Raw genomic sequence first — 18,324 nt, 5'->3', positions numbered from 1 at the left:
ATTGGGCAGCATACGCGATTGCGTCGGCAAGTTCATGCGTTTGACGTCGCGCGCAGAGTGCTTAGGGGCGGATGGCTTCTGCCTTCACCGGGCCGGCCGCTCGGCCGGCAAACCCCCCAGTTTGTAAAAATCGTGTTAACTGTAGATAAGGGGCCACTTCCGGTCAAGCCCGTCGGCCTCAGCGATCAAACACATGGATGGCGCGGTTTCACTGCTCGCACACCCGGTGTCAGGTCGATCCCGGAACGCGAACGGAAACAAGGGCTCGGGTTCGCGTGTTTGCAGACGCAGCGCGACGGCCGCGACCAGATGCCGCGAGCCGCATGACCTATCACATGACAGGCAATATCTCTGCGAAGGTGTTGCCTTGTCGCTTGGGAGTCAAGGGTCCGTCGGTCGGCCTGTCGTTACGCTGGCCGATGGTGTGCGTGCCAGTGCCGGGCGATGTCGATGCGGCGCGTCACCCATACCGCGTCATGCCCCAGCACATAATCAATGAACCGCTGCAGCGCGGCGATGCGCCCAGGCCGGCCGACCAGGCGGCAATGCAAACCAATCGATAACATCTTCGGCACGTCGGCCCCTTCGGCGTAGAGTACATCGAAACTGTCGCGCAGATAGGCAAAGAACTGGTCGCCAGAATTGAAACCCTGCGCCACCGCGAAGCGCATATCGTTGGTGTCCAGCGTATAAGGCACGACCAAGTGCGGCCCGTGCGGTCCGGCCACCCAATAGGGCAAGTCGTCGGCATAGGAATCAGCATCGTAAAGAAAGCCGCCCTCCTCCATCACCAGCCGGCGCGTGTTTTCCGAACAGCGGCCCAGATACCAACCCAGCGGCCGGGTGCCCGTCACGGCGGTGTGGATGCGGATCGCCTCGTCAAGGTGGGCGCGCTCATCCTCCAGGCCGAAATCCTTGTATTGGATCCATTTGAGGCCGTGGCTCGCGATCTCCCATCCCGCCTCTTGCATGGCGGCGACCGCCTCAGGATTGCGGGCGAGCGCGGTGGCGATACCGTAGACCGTCAGCGGCACACCCTTGCCGGTGAACAATCGCCAGATCCGCCAGAAACCGGCGCGGGCGCCGTATTCGTAGACCGACTCCATGTTCACATTGCGCATGCCCGACCAGGGTTGTGCGCCGATCATCTCCGACAGGTAGGACTCGGAGGCCGGGTCGCCATGCAGCACGCAGCTCTCGCCGCCTTCTTCGTAGTTGAGCACGAACTGCACCGCAATCCGTGCACCACCGGGCCATTGCGGGTCCGGCGTCTGCCTGCCATAACCAACAAGATCGCGTGGATAAGTCGGGTGGGCCATGTCACTTACCGAAAAGGATTGGAAATCCAGACGGACGCACGCAGTATCTGACCTGATGGCGGCATCGTCAAGCGGGCCTTGATCGTCGTTCCGACCACCCCGGGACCCGGAGTCCAAGGCTTCAGCCTTGGATGGACAGGACCAAGGCTGAAGCCTTGGACCCCAGAAGATGGCCGCTCGCCGGAACGATGATTCAGGCCGTCGAGCGCTTGGGCCTGCGAGGCTTGGCCTCCCACATCTCGTGGATTATGAGGTAGGTTGCCTGTTTCCCCTCCAGGACGCTGTCCGCGAGCACTCGACCCGTCCCCATTTTGAACCCGGATCAGGCCTATAATCAGCGCAACCGCACAGCGCGCTCCGAGGCTCGCCATGACCCGACACCTGAAAGCGATCTACGAGGGCGGCGTCTTTCGTCCCCTCGAACCAGTCGAGATCGCCGAGCATCAAGAAGTGTCTCTGCTGTTGGAAACGCCCGACGAGCAACAGCCCGACACAGAACCGGACATGCCCCTCAACATGCACAGACCGTCTTGCTGCGTGCATAGATGAGCCCCGCCACTCTGAGCACAAGGGCGCAGGGTCAGGTCTTGCAAAACACCACACTCATAACGGTGCTGGATTGCAAGACCTGACCTCGTCCCTTTGCTCATAACGGTGCTGGATTGCAAGACCTGACCCCGTCCCTTTTGACCCCGTCCCTTGACCCTGTCCCTGCACTCATAACGGTGCTGGATTGCAAGACCTGACCCCGTCCCTTTGCAAGCCACAACACGAACCCCCCAATTGTGGCCTTTGAGTACGCGGAGGCAGAAACCTGTTTCTAGCTCCCACAGCAAGACCGTCTTGTCGTCAGAACCAGATAGAGCGCTGCTTCGATCGCTACTCCAAGCTAAACAGGTGACTCGGTAAGTATGCCCTTCGAGGACACGCAAACAACGCCCGATGTCCATGTCCCACAGCCGCACTGTGCAGTCGTCGGACCCAGATAGAGCATGATGACTGTCACTACTCCACGCTAAGCAGTTGATTCGGTTTGAATGACCTTCGAGAACGCGCAAACATTGACCGGTCGCTACATCCCAGAGCCGCATTGTATTGTCATCAGAGCCAGATAGAACGTGGTTTCCTTCACTGTCAAAAGCTAAGCAGTTAATTCGGTCAGTATGACCTTCTAGAACGCGCAAGCATTGACCTGTCGCTACATCCCAGAGCCGCATTGTATTGTCTTCAGAGGCAGAAATGGCGCGGAGTTGATCGCTGCTCCACGTTATGCTTCTGATCCAACCTCCGTGGCCAACGAATACACGCAGACAACTACCGGTCTCCACGTCCCACAACCGCAATGTATTGTCCTTAGAGCCGGAGAGGGCATTATTCTGCTCAGCATTCCACGCAAGACATTTCACCCACCCCGTGTGGCCTTCAAAAGTGCGCAGGCAATGGCCAGTCGCGACATCCCAGAGTCTCATGCCGTTCTCCTGTGACCCAAGCGCGCGCGTTCCGTCTGAATTGAACTGGAGTGCTGCGATCTTGCGAGAGTGGAGCCTCGATACTCTCTTTGCATACTGCTTCCGCGCGGCGGCAGTCGTTGTTTGCTTTGCAGGCGGCCGGCAAGCTTCCAAGAGCTTTACGTACTCCTGCTCACGGACTGCGGGGAGCCAGTCGATGTAAAGGAATTGCGCCAGTGAGCCCTTAATGGGTGCGTCGTCAAGCCGGAGAGGAATGAACCGGCGCTCTATATTCAGCGGGTCGCGAAACCGAAAAGTCCCCCCCTCCAATTGCGCCCAGTCCGAGCCGAACGCGTTCGCCGACATGCAGAGCACCAACAAGCGCGAATGCTCCAGCCCCTCCTCGATCTTCGCCGGTATGCTGTCGCCGGGCTTGAGCACCCATTCATCGAACCAGACCTTGAGCCCATCGGTCCGCAGCCGCTCGGCGATCGCCCGCACCACGGTCTTGTCCCGGGAACTGTGACTCAGGAACGCGTCGAATGTGAACTGTTCGCCCATGGTGATGAGTGTCGAGAGTTAGCGTTACCCGAAAAGTTTGCCATCAACTGCGACTTTCTTCCTGCATCCTACCGGGATGACGCGCCCAACATGAGTCGCATCAACGCCGCGCTCGCACAAGAAGTTGACCAGGCGATAGGGGTATGGACGTCGCAAACGACGCGCATCAGGAGGGGCGCAGGGTCAGAGGGGCGCAGGGTCAGGTCTTGCAATCCACCACACTCATAACGGTGCTGGATTGCAAGACCTGACCCCCTCCCTTTTGACCCCGTCCCTTGCGCACCATTAAACTGAGCGGAGACAACCTGTCGAGGAGTGTTGAATGACTAGACCTTCTACTGTTATCGACCACTCACCAGACTTCGCCTTCGACTTTGGCATAGCGCTGGACACTTGATCTATTTCCGCTTCCGTCTCTATGAGAACAATAATTGGTCCAGTCAGATATTTCTCCTGGCCGAGCTTCGCGACTAACGTGCGGGCACGGTCGGCAATCTCCCCCGTGGCTTCCTCGGTCGACAAGCAGAAATATTTTGTACCCCAATAATCCAAGTCAGAAAAAGCCCTCTTACGTGAGTATCCGAACACATCAAAGCGCGGGCACGTCCGAAGATCGAGGAGATAATGAGGTTGGAGAGTGCGCAGGAGTCTCGAAAGCAGACTCCCCGACAGACCTCTTTCTCCAATGAAAGCAATGAGATTCTCGGTGCAGCCAAACTGAAAACTCAGTTGAACGGGTTCCCTATAGGTACGGACGCTACGAAGCGTGGCGTCCTGGTCCCAAACGATACGCAGGTGCGGCCGTCCGCTCCTGTTCATTTCGTTTCCTCCGCTGTTAGACGTGCTTCAAGGTCGGTATATGGTATCGCGCGAATACCCCATTTTCCGCCCCAGTCCGGCTTGCCGATATTGTATTGTCCTGTAACGTTATCTTTTAATGGACGATCCTTTGTAAAGGCGCGATGGTAGAGGCGCGGAGCAACTCCAACGAATGGCTTGAAAAGAACCTTATGCTTATTGGTATTACGCCCGAATTTGTCATCGCCAACGGTACGGTCCCCGGGATCATCTTCGACGGCAGCGACGGGAGCTTTGGCTGCGCTCGGTGGAACCCAGCCTGCGGCCAGACTAGTAATCGAGTCGCCGTGCAAGGATAACGCGCGACTCTTGGGATAAGGCTCAATGTACTGCACCTGGTCAATTCCGGCCGCAACGACGTGCCGAGCACAATAGTGGCATGGGAACGTGGTAACAAACATCGAAGCGCCCTTCACAGATATTCCTCTACGGGCTGCTGTCGTAAGCGCGTCCATCTCTGCGTGGATCGCTCGCGTAAATTCTAGAATCCCCCCCAAACCAACTTTCCTTATACCTTTCAAGATATCCTCTTCATTCGAGTCCTTACTGAGCGCTGGGAACGCTTTCATCAATTTCCTTATCAATTCATTTTGTTCGGCATTGGAACTGCAATGAGGACTTTCGCACGCACTACATCTCCTGTCATCCTCATCCTCTTGGCCTTCGCCATAAACTCCCCCACCAGCCTTTGGAACTTCGTTTGACCCGATAGCGAGCACATTGCCTTCCATATCAACAATGGCGGCGCCCACCTGCCTTGAAAGACAGGAACTCCGAATCTGCGCCGAAACTGCTACGTGCATTCCGGTTTCGGCAACAGTCGGCCTCACGATTCTACAGTGAGTGATGATATCAACGAGTCGCCCAAGATCCTCGTTAAGAGTGAACTGACTGGCAACAGCATCTTCATCAGGAGTGTTATCAACAAAATAGTCGGATTCCCAGAATGCATCTGCTACATGCTGACCGTACATCTGTGTCTTATCCTCTGAATCGCGCTCCATCAGGCGTTGTACCTGTTGTAGCGATTCATCTTCCTTCCTAGCTTCCCGTTCAAAATATTTCCGAAGTAAGCGTTGTTCCCTAACATCCTCATGGCAAACTACCCCCACCAATGCAAACGCATCGCCGTAGACCAGGCGAAGAAGGCTAACTTCAGCGGGGTGGCGAATGGACTCAATGATATATGCACGGTGAGAATCTGGCTGTGGTTGAACGGCCTGGCCATCGACTGCATCGCCACCATTCCACTTTGCGCGCTGTCCCCGCACCAGGGAAATCACCCCCTGGGCCACTGCGGCATAGTCGGCTGAACTCTCGCGCATGTCGTCGCCCAGCGCCTGCATCTTTTGGGTCTTAGAAATCTCGGGCCGACCATTCTTTTGGGGAATATCGCCGGGTGAGTTAACCTTTGAGGCCCAGACACGGATCGCCTCGCTTGCCTTCACAATCTCCACATCGTAATATCGCTTAGCAATCAAATCCTTAAGCTTTTTCGAGACAAATCCGGTGCCAGAACCTACATGCCCGACTATGCCAAAGAAAAGCTCATTCGCCTCCGACGCAAAACAGACGTCTTTAGCCGCAGGAAATGCACCCCGTATTACTGCGCTCTTTGCAACCGCAACCGCCATTGCCGATCCTCCCGTAATATATGGCCCTGACCTTAGCCGTACGTTGGACATTTTGCAGTCTCGACAGACTGGCGAGATGCCGACCTACGAAGCAGTGAAGCGTACTAGCGAACGACGTACACTGACAGCAATTCGCCTTCCCACAGTTGATCGCATCTTGCGATTCCTGTCAACGTGCCCCCGAAGCGCTCGGGCGCCCTCCGTTACTGCGATCGTTTCAACCTGTTGACCGCCGGTTGAGAAATAGGCAAAACGTAGGTGACATACCACGATAATGTTCGCGACGTGCCAAACCGTTTCACCCTACACGAGATGCCAAGCGTGGCGCAGGCCCGCGGCCAAGTCCTCAGGGTGCAGCCCCGGATGATCCGCTTGGATTCTCCGCTGTTGGGGAAGTAGGGGACGTAACATAGGAACGTATCACGAAAAAAGCTGGCCCTCAAACGCTCCCAAACTGGTCTAGAAATTTCCGCAGTAAGACTAGCAAACACTGCGGGTGCGCAAGCGGCAGGGCATACGACCATACACACAGAGGGACTCAGATAGGCTGCGCGATGGTCTCGCCCGACACGACGAGCCGCGCGTATTGCAGGCAGGCGACCACGTCCGCTGGCTCAAGCTCGGGGTGGTCTGCTTGGATCTCGGCGGTGGACATCCCCGCGGACACGAGGTCCAGCACAGCCTCGACCGGCCAGCGCATGTGCCTGACGCAGGGCTTGCCGTGACAGATTTCGCTGTCGATGGTGATGCGCTCAAGGAGAGACATGGCCTGGGTATCCACGAACAACTTCCGGAAGATAGTACGCGGGCCGTTGGCGCACGGCAAGCGGGGGCGCACAAAGAAAAAGCGGCCCGGAGGCCGCTTCTTTGTCTTGGTGCTGTCGGTTTGGGCCAGCGGCGCCAGCCGCCGGAGGTCGTTCCGCCGGGTTGCGGCCGCCTGCGAGGTCATCGTCTCTGGCCTGGCTTGCGGCGTCCCGGCCGCAATGACGACCGCGGGCTACGGAGCCGGACGCGCCCCCTGCCTCGGCAAATCCGCCCCCCAGGCGAGCAGTACCAGATCCTGGTTCACACAAAAGTCGCGGGCGAAACCCCGAAGCGCTTGCCGAGCGCGCGCAGTTGATGGATATCGAGTTCCCGCCGACCGGCCAGAATGTCCAAAACCTGGCCCTCGTTGCCGATTTCAGGGAGATCGCCCGATGTCAGTTCGTGCTGCTCCATGAGGAACGCCAACGCATCCATACCGGACGCCTCCGGGAGCGGGGGCTGGCCAGCCTCGTAGTCCTCGATCAGGTCGCCGACGATATCGACCAGCCCCATCGCCGAATGCTGCTCATCCCCGGCCGCGTCGTCCAGGAGGGCCTCCAGCATGGCGACCATGCGCAGGTAGTGGGCCTCATTGCGGATCGGGCTGATGTCGGTGGCTTGACGGAAGTGCTCCCATGCCGGCAGCAGACGTCCGATTTCAAAGTTCGTTCTCATTGCCTCCACCCGCCGCCAGTTCACCAGGGACGCCTCCGACTGCGGGTGCTCGGCAATGAACGTAGGCAGCGCTCGGGGGGCAATAGGGGACGGACAAAGGGCAATAGGGGACGGACAACGGTAATGTTCGGGGCGTTGCCGCCGGGTTTACCCTGCACGAGACTCCAGCCTTAGTGCAGGCACCCGGCCAAGTCCGCGGGCTTCGGACCACGCCTAAACGGCGTCCGCCAACTCCAGCCGGCGCTCGACGCGTTCCACGCGCCGCCGCAGGTCGGCAATCTCATCGGCGCGGGCAGCGTCGACGGCGTGGAAGGCAGCGAGGTGATGATCAAGCGCGGCGAGCCCGGTCTCGACCCCGGTGAAGCGCAGTCGCAGCTCAGCCTGGATGTCATCCAGTTTGGTGTGGACGCGGCGCAGCATCTCGGTTGTCAGGTCTTCAACTTTGTCAGCCATGGTCTTTGTCCATGTAGCGGATGTCTCGGGGGTATCGTAAGGCCGTCCCGGGTATCATGTAAAGACAACGAAAAAGCGGCCCGCAGGCCGCTTTCTTACTCTCGGTCGATCATCTGGCGGGCAGGATGCCCGCCCCACTCACCTCGGCAAATCCGACCGCCCCATCAACCACTCATCCACCGCGCGCGCACATTGGCGCCCCTCGCGGATGGCCCACACCACCAGCGACTGGCCGCGCCGCATGTCGCCCGCCCCAAAGACCCCGGGGACCGAGGTCTGGTAGGCGCCGACGCCCTCGGTGGGGGCCTTGACGTTGCCGCGGGGGTCGAGCTCCAGGCCGGTCTCGGCCTTCAGTGCCTCGATCATGCCGGCGTGCACCGGGTGGACGAAGCCCATGGCGAGCAGCACCAGGTCGACCTTGAATTCGGCCTCAGACCCCGGAACCTCGCTCATCTGCCAACGGCCCTGGGCATCCTTGTCCCATTGCACCAGGCAGTAGCTCACCGCCTGGACGCGGCCCTGCTCATCGCCGACGAAGCCTTTGGTCAGCACGTTCCAATAGCGGTCGCAGCCCTCTTCCTGGGACGAGGAGGTGCGCAGCTTGTTGGGCCAGTCGGGCCAAGTCAGTCCCTTGTCTTCCTTGACCGGTGGTTTGTCCAGGATCTCGATCTGGATGACCGACTTGGCGCCGTGACGGTTGGACGTGCCGATGCAGTCCGAGCCCGTGTCGCCACCGCCGATGACCAGCACGGAGCGCCCGTTGGCGTTGATGAAGGCGTCATCCGGCACATAGGAGCCCTGCACCCGCTTACTGTTGCGGGTAAGGAAGTCCATGGCGAAGTGGATGCCGGTCAATTCCCGACCGGGCGCCGGCAGGTCGCGCGGCTGCTCGGAACCGCCGGCCAGGACCAGTGCGTCATAGTCGGCGCGCAGTTTGGCTATCGGGATGTCGACGCCGATATGGGCATGGGTGTGGAACTCCACGCCCTCGGTGCGCATCTGCGATTGGCGCCGGTCGATGAGCTTCTTTGAAAGCTTAAAGTCCGGAATGCCATAACGCAGCAACCCGCCGATGCGGTCGGCCTTCTCATAGACCGCGACCTGATGACCGGCGCGGGCCAACTGCTGCGCGCAGGCCAACCCCGCCGGCCCCGAGCCAACCACGGCCACACGCTTGCCGGTGCGCCGCTGCGGGACCTGGGGCTTGATCCAGCCCTGCTCCCACGCCTTATCGACGATGGCGCACTCGATGGTCTTGATGGCCACCGGGCTGTCGTCGATGTTGAGCGTGCAGGCGGTCTCGCAGGGGGCGGGGCAGATGCGGCCGGTGAACTCCGGGAAGTTGTTGGTGGAGTGGAGGACCTCGATCGCCGACTGCCAGTCGCCCTTGTAGACCAGGTCATTCCAGTCCGGAATGATGTTGTTGACCGGGCACCCCTGGTGACAGAAGGGGATGCCGCAGTCCATGCACCGCGCGCCCTGGGTGCTGACCTCGGCATCGCTCAACGGGATGACGAACTCCTGGTAGTGGACCACCCGGTCGGACACCGGTGCATAGCGCCGGTCGCGACGCTCAAACTCCTTGAATCCGGTCGGCTTACCCATGGCTGATCTCCCGCGTGACGGCAATCGGGCGCTGCTTGGTGGGCTGCGGTGGTCGGCTTTGCTTGGACTGCATCTGCGCCAGCGCCTGTTTGTAGTCGACCGGCATCACCTTGATGAAGCGCGGCAGGTACACCGCCCAGTTGTCGAGAATGCGCCGTGCGACGTCCGAGTTGGTGTAATGCAGGTGGCGCTCGATGATCCCCTTCAAGCGCTGGGCGTCGAACCTGGTCATGTCGTGGCTGATATCCACCAACCCGTGATTCTCCATGTCCCCGCCCTGGTGATCGAGTGCCTCCAGGGCCGTATCCTCCGTCGTGATCGGTTGCAGTTCGACCATGGAGAGGTTGCAGCGGTCCTCGAAGCTGCCGTCACCATCGAGCACATAGGCGATACCGCCCGACATACCGGCCGCAAAGTTGCGCCCGGTGGCCCCCAGGACCACCGCGATACCGCCGGTCATGTACTCGCAGCCGTGGTCGCCGACCCCTTCCACCACCGCGGTGGCACCGGAGTTGCGCACACAGAAGCGCTCGCCGGCCACGCCGCGGAAATAGCACTCGCCGCTGATGGCGCCATAGAGCACCGTGTTGCCGACAATGATGTTGTCTTCGGCCCGCTCGATGGCACAGTCCTTGGGCGGGTAGATGATCAGGCGCCCGCCGGACAGTCCCTTGCCGACATAGTCGTTGCCCTCCCCTTCCAGCTCGATGGTCACACCCTTGGCCACCCAGGCGCCGAAGGACTGGCCGACGGTGCCATAGGCCTTGACGTGGATGGTGTCATCGGGCAAGCCGGCGTGACCGTAGCGCTGCGCCACCCGACCCGACAGCATGGCGCCGACGGTGCGGTTGTAGTTGTGGACCCGGGTCTCGAAGGCGACCGGCTCACCGCGTTCCAAGGCGGGCTGGGCCTGCGCGATCAATTCGTGGTCCAGGGCCTGGTCCAACCCGTGGTCCTGGGTGTCCCGCCAGGAGACGGCCACATCCACGCCGACCTTGGGCTTGGCCAGCAACCGGCTGAAGTCCAGCCCCTGGGCCTTCCAGTGGTCGATCGCGCGGCGCATCTCCAGGCGGTCGGACTGGCCGACCATCTCGGTGACGGTGCGAAAACCCAGCCGCGCCATGAGCTGGCGCATCTCCTCGGCCACGAAGAACATGTAGTTGACGATGTGCTCAGGCTGACCGGTAAAGCGCTTGCGCAGCTCCGGGTCCTGGGTCGCCACGCCGACCGGACAGGTGTTCAGGTGACATTTGCGCATCATGATGCAGCCCGAGACGATCAGCGGCGCAGTGGCGAAGCCGAACTCGTCCGCCCCCAGCAAGGCGCCGATAACCACGTCGCGGCCGGTGCGCATCCCGCCGTCGACCTGCACCGCGATGCGCCCGCGCAGGTTGTTGAGCACCAGGGTCTGGTGGGTCTCGGCCAGGCCAATCTCCCACGGGGAGCCGGCGTGCTTGATCGAGGTCAAGGGGCTCGCGCCAGTGCCGCCGTCATAGCCGGAGATGGTCACATGGTCGGCATGGGCCTTGGAGACGCCCGCGGCGACCGTGCCCACACCGATCTCGGACACCAGCTTGACCGAGATCCGCGCATTCGGATTGACGTTCTTCAGATCGTGAATGAGCTGCGCCAGGTCCTCGATCGAATAGATGTCGTGGTGCGGCGGCGGGGAGATCAGGCCAACGCCCGCGGTGCTGTGACGCACCCGGGCGATCCAGGGGCTGACCTTGTGACCGGGCAGCTGACCGCCCTCGCCCGGCTTGGCGCCCTGGGCGATCTTGATCTGGATGTCGTCGGCGTTGACCAGGTACTCGGTGGTGACGCCGAAGCGGCCTGAGGCCACCTGCTTGATGGCTGAGCGCTCGGGGTTCCGGGAGCCGTCCGGCAGCGGGTTGAAGCGCTCGGGCTCCTCGCCGCCCTCCCCGGTGTTGGACTTTCCGCCCAGTGCGTTCATCGCGCGGGCCATGTTCGAGTGGGCCTCGTAGGAGATCGACCCGAATGACATGGCGCCAGTGGCGAAGCGCTTGACGATCTCCTTGGCCGGTTCGATCTCGTCGAGCGGGATCGGCACCTCGGCCCAATGGAAGTCCATGAGCCCACGGAAGGTCAGCAGGTGCTCGTTCTGCTCGTTCACCAGCCGCGCGAACTGCTCGTAGGTCTCCCAGCTGTTGGCGCGGGCGGCGTGTTGCAGCTTGGCGATGCTGTCCGGGGTCCAGACGTGATCCTCGCCGCGCAGCCGGTAGGCATAGTCACCGCCCACGTCCAACTGGGTGCGGTAGATCTGCTCGTTGCCATAGCCCTGGGCATGCCAGCGCGCCGCCTCCTGGGCGACCTGCGCAAGACCAATGCCTTCGACCGTGGTCTGGGTGCCGGTGAAATAGCGGTTGACGAAGGGCGTGTTCAGCCCGATCGCATCGAAGATCTGCGCCCCGCAATAGGACTGGAAGGTGGAGATGCCCATCTTGGACATGACTTTCAGCAACCCCTTGCCGACCGCCTTGATATAGCGCTTCTGCGCCTCCTCGAAGGTAGGGGCGGGTTTCAAACCCGCCCCTATGCTCTCGGCGAAGCTCGGCAGCAGCGAGGCGATGGTGTCGAAGGCCAGATACGGGTTGATGGCCTCAGCGCCATAGCCCGCCAGAACCGCGTAGTGATGGACCTCGAGCGCCGCCCCGGTCTCCACCACCAGCCCGGCGCTGGTGCGCATCCCCTGACGGATCAGGTGATGGTGCACCGCCGAGGTGGCCAGCAGGGCCGGGATCGGGATGTGATCCAGGTTGGTGTTGCGGTCCGACAGGATCAGGATGTTGAAGCCGTCCAGCACCGACTGCTCGGCCTCGTGGCAGAGCCGGTCCAGGGCCGCGCCCATGCCGGCCGCGCCGTCCGCCGAGGGGTAGACCATGTGCAGGGTGCGGGTGCGGAAGGCACCGCCCGAGTTGTCATCAATGTGGCGCACCCGCTCCAGGTCCTGGTTGGTCAGGACCGGCTGGTGGACCTCCAGGCGCCAGTGCGTGCCGGCCTCGTTGATACCAAGCAGGTTGGGCCGCGGGCCGATCAGCGACACCAGCGACATGACCAGCTCCTCGCGGATCGGGTCGATCGGCGGGTTCGTCACCTGGGCGAAGTTCTGCTGGAAATAGCTCGACAGGTGCTTGGGCCGCTGCGACAGCACCGAGGGCGGGTTGTCCGCGCCCATGGAGCCCACCGCCTCCTGACCCGTCACCACCATCGGCGTCAACAGGAACTTGATGTCCTCCTGGGTATAGCCGAAGGCCTGCTGGGCATTGAGCAGGGTATCCGCGTCCGGGGCCATGGGGGCGACGTTGGTCGGCAGGTCGTCCAAATGGATCTGGGTCTGGTTGAGCCAGTCGCGATAGGGGTGGGCGCCCGCCAGCTCCGCCTTGATCTCGGCGTCGTCGATGATGCGGCCCTGCTCCAGGTCGATCAGGAGCATCTTGCCGGGCTGCAACCGCCATTTCTTGATGATGCGGGACTCTTCGATGTCCAGCACGCCCATCTCGGAGGCCATGATCACCAGGTCGTCGTTGGTGACCAGGTAGCGGGCGGGGCGCAGCCCGTTACGGTCCAGCGTCGCACCGATCTGGCGACCGTCGGTGAAGGCCACGGCGGCGGGGCCGTCCCAGGGCTCCATCAGGCCCGCGTGGTACTCATAAAATGCCCGCCGCTGGGTGTCCATCTGCTTGTTGCCGGCCCAGGCCTCGGGGATCAGCAGCATCATGGCGTGGGCCAGGCTGTAGCCGCCCATCACCAGCAGTTCCAGTGCATTGTCGAAGCTGGCGGAATCCGACTGGCCCTCGGGGATCAGCGGCCAGATGGTATCCAGGTCCGCGCCCAGGACCTCCGAGCGCATGGTGTGCCGGCGCGCCGCCATCCAGTTGAGGTTGCCGCGCAGGGTGTTGATCTCCCCGTTGTGGCAGATCATCCGGAAGGGATGGGCCAGGTCCCAGGTCGGGAAGGTGTTGGTCGAGAAGCGCTGATGCACGAGCGCCAGGGCCGAGGCGATGCGCGTATCCGCCAGGTCCAGGTAGTAGGAACCCACCTGATCGGCGAGCAACATGCCCTTGTAGACGATGGTCTGCGCGGACATGGAGGTCACGTAGAAGGCGGTCTTGTTGATGCCGGCCGCGCGGACCTCGTTATCCATCTGCTTGCGGATGACGAACAGCTTGCGCTCGAAGGCCGCCGCGTCCGGGCAATTGGCGCCGCGGCCGATGAAGACCTGGCGCACCACCGGCTCGGTGGGCAGCACGCTTTTGCCCAGCACGGTGTTGTCCACCGGTACGTCGCGCCAGCCGAGCACCCGCTGACCGCCGTCGGTGAGGCGCCGCTCGACCGTCTTCTGGACCTGTTCGCGCGCCGTCGGGTCCTGGGGCAGGAAGAGCATGCCCACGCCGTAGGTCCCGGCGGGAGGCAGTTCAAAGTCCACCACCGCGCGGAAGAAGGCATCCGGGATCTGGAGCAGGATGCCCGCCCCGTCACCGGCGCGCGGGTCGGCACCCACGGCACCGCGATGGGTGAGACGCTGCAACAGCTCCAGGCCTTGCCGGACAATGGCGTGACTGCGCTGATTCTTGATATGGCAGACGAACCCGACGCCGCAGGCATCGTGTTCGTTGGCTGGGTTGTAGAGACCCTGTGCGGGCGGAAGGGCACGCAGGCTCATCGCTGACCTCGTAGGTACCTGGAGCATAACGGTTTGGGATTGTGTCGCGCGGGGGCGTCACGCATCCACCTGGCTACGGCCGGGGTCGTCTGACCCGGGCCGGCCGACACAATCCCCTGAAATCCGGCGTCTTCGGCCCCTGGCCAATACCGAATCGGCCGCGGCACCTGACCTCAAGAAACTGGAAACTGGGGCTCAGCACCACCGGCTGACGAACAGCCAACGGCGCGCGACCGGCGATCATATCGCGCTAGCATTCAGTGTGCCATGGCTGCGTGAGCCTGCCGGTGCGAAAAGGGGGCGATCGGGGGTTGGCACGGGCACGCAGTGTGGGCGGAATCGGTGCGGGTTGCACCAGGGCGGGGCATTGATTCCAACGACAGGGTGTCGCTAGTGGGCGCGGCTTGCCGCCGCGATGAATGGATGCGCAATGCTCGTCCAGCAGGTTCGGCGCCCCGGTGAGGGCCGGTCGCGGCGGGGCGCCGCTCCTACCCCCCCAGGGTCGCACGCAGGTGCGCCGGGTCGAACTGGTCGGTGACCAGGGCCGTCCCGATCCCGCGCAGCAGGACGAGACGCAGACGCCCGTCCAAGACCTTCTTGTCCACCGCCATCAGTTCCAGCAGGCGGTCGGCGGACAGCTCAGGCGGCGGCGCGATCGGAAGTCCAGCGCGCTCGATCAGGTCGCGGGTGCGCTGCAGGTCCGCGAGGGTGAGCCAGCCCAGGCGCGCCGAGAGGTCCGCGGCCATGCACATGCCGACCCCGACCGCCTCCCCGTGGAGCCAGTTGCCGTAGCCGGCCCCGGTCTCGATGGCGTGGCCGAAGGTATGCCCCAGGTTGAGCAGGGCGCGCTCCCCCGCCTCGTGCTCATCCGCGGCCACCACCTCGGCCTTATTCTCGCAGGAACGCCGGATCGCCTCGGCCAGCACCGCGGGATTGCGCACGCGCAAGGCCGGCAGGTTGGCGTCGAGCCAGTCGAAGAAGGCGCAGTCGCGGATCAACCCGTATTTGATGACCTCCGCGAGCCCGGCGCTGAGCTCGCGGTCCGGCAGGGTATCGAGGGTCGCCGTATCGGCAATCACCGCGCGGGGCTGATGGAAGGCCCCGATCATATTCTTGCCCAGTGGATGATTGATCCCGGTCTTGCCGCCCACCGAGGAGTCCACCTGCGCGAGCAGGGTCGTCGGGACCTGGATGAAGGCCACGCCGCGCTGATAGCAGGCGGCAGCGAAGCCCGTCATGTCGCCGACCACCCCGCCACCCAAAGCGATGAGTGTACAGTCCCGACTGAAGCGGGCGGTGAGGAGCGCATCATAGACACGCTCCAACACGGCCTGGGTCTTGTAGACCTCGCCATCAGGGAGGATGACGGCCTCCACACGCAGGCCGTCGAGGGCGGCTTGCGCCGCCGCCAGATAGAGCGGGGCGACCGTCTCGTTGGTGACGATCATCACCTGCCGGCCCGGGATGTGCGGCCGGTAGCAGCCGGGGTCCGCGATGAGCCCGGTACCGATGAAGATGGGGTAGCTGCGCGCGCCGAGCGCGACGTTCAGGGTCGTGGGCATGGCTGGTTACCCTAGAGGGGTTAGGTGGATGCGGCGCGCACGGGCAGCGCGGGCAAACTTAAGCCTTGGTGCCGCGCGCCTTATCCACCCTACGGCCTTACCCTGATTCAGGCGACGCGACTGCGTAGGGTGGATAAGCGCAGCGCATCCACCAGCGATCCGATCAGGACTCCTCCGACTCGAGCCGACGGCGGATCTCTTTGACCACGGATGCCGTGCCGCGCTTCTCGGTGGAGACCACCAGGTCGGCGACCTGACGATAGAGCGGGTCGCGCTCATCCATCAGGTCGCGCAGTTGCTGCAGCGGGTCCTCGGTCTGGAGCAGCGGTCGGCCACGGTCGCGGGAGGTGCGGCTGAACTGCTGTTCCGGGGTGCAGTGCAGATAGATCACCACGCCGCGGGAGGCCAGGTTCTGGCGGTTCTCGGCGTCCAGGACGGCGCCACCGCCGGTGGCGAGCACGATCCGCTCCTCGGTGGCCAGGTCCTCGATAACCTGTCGCTCACGGGCACGGAAACCCGCTTCGCCCTCAAATTCGAAGATGGTAGGGATGTCGACGCCGGTGCGTCGCTGGATTTCGTGGTCGCTGTCCTTGAAGGTATAGGACAAGGATTCCGCCAGTTGTCGACCGACGGTACTCTTACCTGCCCCCATGGGCCCCACGAGGAAAATGTTCTGCGCGCGTATCATCTATACAGGTATGCCAGATTTTGACCGATTGGGCAAGGGGTATGCGCGATATTCGGTCGCGGTGGGTTGAGGCGTGGGTTCACTCGGGCGTTCGCTCGGCGGCGATTTCGGCGGCCCGAGCGGGCGGCGCGACCAGGCCCTGGGCCTGGCGATCGGCGTGATAGGAGGAACGGACCATAGCGGCGCTGGCCACGTTGGCGAACCCCATGGACTCCCCCGCCAGACGCAGGGCGTCAAACTCCGCGGGTGTCCAGTAACGGCGCACCGGTAGGTGGTCGCGGGTCGGTTGGAGATATTGGCCCAGCGTCAGCATCTCGCAACCCTGGGCGCGGAGGTCAGACATGACTGCCAGCACCTCGGCCTCCTCCTCGCCCAGACCCAGCATCATACCGGACTTGGTGGGTATCCCGGGGTGTCTGGCCCTGAATTCACCCAGCAGGTCCAGTGACCCCCGGTAGTCGGCCCCGGGGCGGGCCTGCGCATAGAGTCTGGGGACCGTCTCCAGATTGTGATTGAAGACGTCCGGCACCGCCGCGTCCACGAACTGGTCCAGGGCGACTGCCGCCCGGCCGCGGAAGTCCGGCACCAGCACCTCCAGGCGGGTCTGCGGACAGCGGCTGCGCACCGCCCGCAGGCAGGCGGCGAAATGCCCGGCGCCGCCGTCGCGCAGGTCGTCCCGATCCACCGAGGTGATGACCACATAGCGCAGCCCCATGGCCGCGATCGACTGGGCCAGGTGCTCAGGCTCCGCCGGGTCCACCGGCTGGGGCCGGCCGTGGGCCACGTCGCAGAAGGGGCAGCGGCGGGTACATACATCCCCCAAAATCATGAACGTGGCGGTGCCGTGCTGGAAACACTCGCCAAGGTTGGGGCAGTTGGCCTCCTCGCAGACCGTGGCCAGCTGCGCCTCGCGCAGCAGGCGCTTGATCCGCGCCACCTCCGGACCCACCGGCGCCTTGGCGCGGATCCAGGCGGGCTTGCGCAACAGGGCCGCCGTCGACTCCACCTTGACCGGGATGCGCGCGACCTTGTCCGCGCCCCGCTGGTGGGTCTGCGGGGTGGCGCGGGAGGGAGCAGTCAGCGGGGGCGCATCGGTCATGGTGCCGGATCCAGATGAAAATGGGGGTCACATTCTTGAAGATGGGGGTTAAGTCTAACCGAGCAATGCACCGAGCGTCTGTGCCGAAGATGCATCACGCCTCGCCGACCCTGGCCAGCCTGGCCGCCTGGGTTCACAATTGACCCGTTAGTGAGTCCCCTGACCGTCCACCCGGGAGGCCCCCATGAAAGTTCCAGTCTGCGTCATCGTCGGCGCCGGACCCGGCAACGGCGCCGCCTTCGCCCGCGCGTTCAGCGGCGCCGGCTACCATATCGCCCTGCTGGCCCGCGGGCGCGACAACCTTGATGCATTAGTGTCGGAGATCGCCGATGCCCGCGCCTATACCTACGACGCCACCGACCCGGCGGACGCGCAGCGCGTCTTCGCCGCCATCCGCGAGGATCTGGGCGCCCCCCAAGTCCTGATCTACAACGCCTCCAGCCGCGCGTTCGGCGACCTCGACGCCACCAGTCCGGACGTCTTTGAGAACGCCTGGCGTGTCAACGCCTACGGCTGCCTGCTCGCCGCCCAGCAGGTGGTTCCAGCCATGCGTGCCGCCGGCCTGGGAAACATCGTTGTCATCGGCGCGACCGCCTCGCTCAAGGGCGCCGCGGGCTTCGTTGCGTTTGCCGCGGCCAAGGCCGCCCAGCGCAGCCTGGCCCAGTCGCTGGCCCGCCAGTTGGGCCCCGAGGGGATCCATGTCTCCTACGTGATCATCGACGCGGTGGTCGACACGCCCGGCTCCCGCGCCATGCTGCCGGAGGCACCGGACGGCTTTTTCGCCAAACCCGACGACATTGCCGAATCGGTCTTCTTCCTCACCCGCCAGCCGCGCTCCGCCTGAATCGTTGGTCTAGTCCAACGTCCGGTTGTACCTAAACCAAATACTGGTTCCACATTACGGAACCGGTAATACCCAATTCAGGAGAGATCG

12 protein-coding genes and 1 pseudogene are annotated in these 18,324 nt (G+C 63.0%); 2 read left to right on the top strand and 11 right to left on the bottom strand.

Translation table 11 applies throughout. The features are described 5' to 3' along the window. Positions 1–407: 407 nt before the first annotated feature. Entirely contained in the window at positions 408–1,319 is a 912-nt protein-coding gene (gene puuE / locus QZY44_RS07565) for an allantoinase PuuE (RefSeq protein WP_295444490.1), read from the bottom strand. Between the two features lie 369 nt (positions 1,320–1,688). On the opposite strand from puuE, the gene QZY44_RS07560 reads away from it, so the two are divergent. Then, positions 1,689–1,868, top strand: coding sequence for an antitoxin family protein (locus tag QZY44_RS07560; RefSeq protein WP_295444487.1), 180 nt, complete (start codon positions 1,689–1,691; stop codon positions 1,866–1,868). A gap of 290 nt (positions 1,869–2,158) precedes the next feature. On the opposite strand, the pseudogene QZY44_RS35675 reads toward QZY44_RS07560, so the two are convergent. The 10 genes and pseudogenes from QZY44_RS35675 to lipA form a co-directional block, all read right to left on the bottom strand. After that, positions 2,159–3,328 (bottom strand): annotated as a pseudogene (locus QZY44_RS35675) (TIR domain-containing protein); the annotation flags it as partial. An 815-nt stretch (positions 3,329–4,143) separates the two neighbouring features. Next, positions 4,144–5,820 carry an anti-phage dCTP deaminase gene (locus QZY44_RS07550; RefSeq protein ID WP_295444481.1) on the bottom strand — a complete coding sequence of 559 codons (1,677 nt, stop codon included), beginning with the start codon at positions 5,818–5,820 and terminating at the stop codon, positions 4,144–4,146. Between the two features lie 538 nt (positions 5,821–6,358). Beyond that, a complete protein-coding gene (locus QZY44_RS07545) occupies positions 6,359–6,586 on the bottom strand; it encodes a DUF433 domain-containing protein (RefSeq protein WP_295444478.1) in 228 nt (75 codons plus the stop codon). Positions 6,587–6,885: 299 nt separating this feature from the next. Then, entirely contained in the window at positions 6,886–7,299 is a 414-nt protein-coding gene (locus QZY44_RS07540; RefSeq protein ID WP_295444476.1) for a hypothetical protein, read from the bottom strand. 213 nt (positions 7,300–7,512) lie between these two features. After that, positions 7,513–7,752 carry a hypothetical protein gene (locus QZY44_RS07535; RefSeq protein ID WP_295444473.1) on the bottom strand — a complete coding sequence of 80 codons (240 nt, stop codon included), beginning with the start codon at positions 7,750–7,752 and terminating at the stop codon, positions 7,513–7,515. A 138-nt stretch (positions 7,753–7,890) separates the two neighbouring features. Next, positions 7,891–9,357, bottom strand: coding sequence for a glutamate synthase subunit beta (locus QZY44_RS07530; RefSeq protein WP_295444470.1), 1,467 nt, complete (start codon positions 9,355–9,357; stop codon positions 7,891–7,893). Continuing rightward, positions 9,350–14,041: a glutamate synthase large subunit gene (gltB, locus tag QZY44_RS07525; RefSeq protein WP_295444466.1), complete on the bottom strand. Its 4,692-nt coding sequence runs from the start codon at positions 14,039–14,041 to the stop codon at positions 9,350–9,352. Before gltB ends, QZY44_RS07530 begins: the two co-directional genes overlap by 8 nt. 488 nt (positions 14,042–14,529) lie before the next feature. Beyond that, positions 14,530–15,603 (bottom strand): 3-dehydroquinate synthase, encoded by a 1,074-nt coding sequence (gene aroB / locus QZY44_RS07520; RefSeq protein WP_295444463.1) that lies wholly within the window; start codon positions 15,601–15,603, stop codon positions 14,530–14,532. 163 nt (positions 15,604–15,766) lie between these two features. Further along, on the bottom strand, positions 15,767–16,291 hold the full coding sequence (gene aroK / locus QZY44_RS07515) for a shikimate kinase AroK (protein WP_295444460.1): 525 nt from the start codon (positions 16,289–16,291) through the stop codon (positions 15,767–15,769). A 79-nt stretch (positions 16,292–16,370) separates the two neighbouring features. Then, positions 16,371–17,390, bottom strand: coding sequence for a lipoyl synthase (gene lipA, locus QZY44_RS07510; protein WP_295444457.1), 1,020 nt, complete (start codon positions 17,388–17,390; stop codon positions 16,371–16,373). Positions 17,391–17,574: 184 nt separating this feature from the next. Here lipA and QZY44_RS07505 point away from each other — a divergent pair, with 184 nt between their 5' ends. Next, entirely contained in the window at positions 17,575–18,234 is a 660-nt protein-coding gene (locus tag QZY44_RS07505; RefSeq protein WP_295444454.1) for an SDR family NAD(P)-dependent oxidoreductase, read from the top strand. Positions 18,235–18,324 lie beyond the last annotated feature (90 nt).

It is taken from the genome of uncultured Thiodictyon sp. (assembly GCA_903837595.1).
In the GTDB taxonomy this organism is placed as follows: Bacteria; Pseudomonadota; Gammaproteobacteria; order Chromatiales; family Chromatiaceae; genus Thiodictyon.
This window is presented reverse-complemented; position numbering and strand designations above follow the sequence as displayed.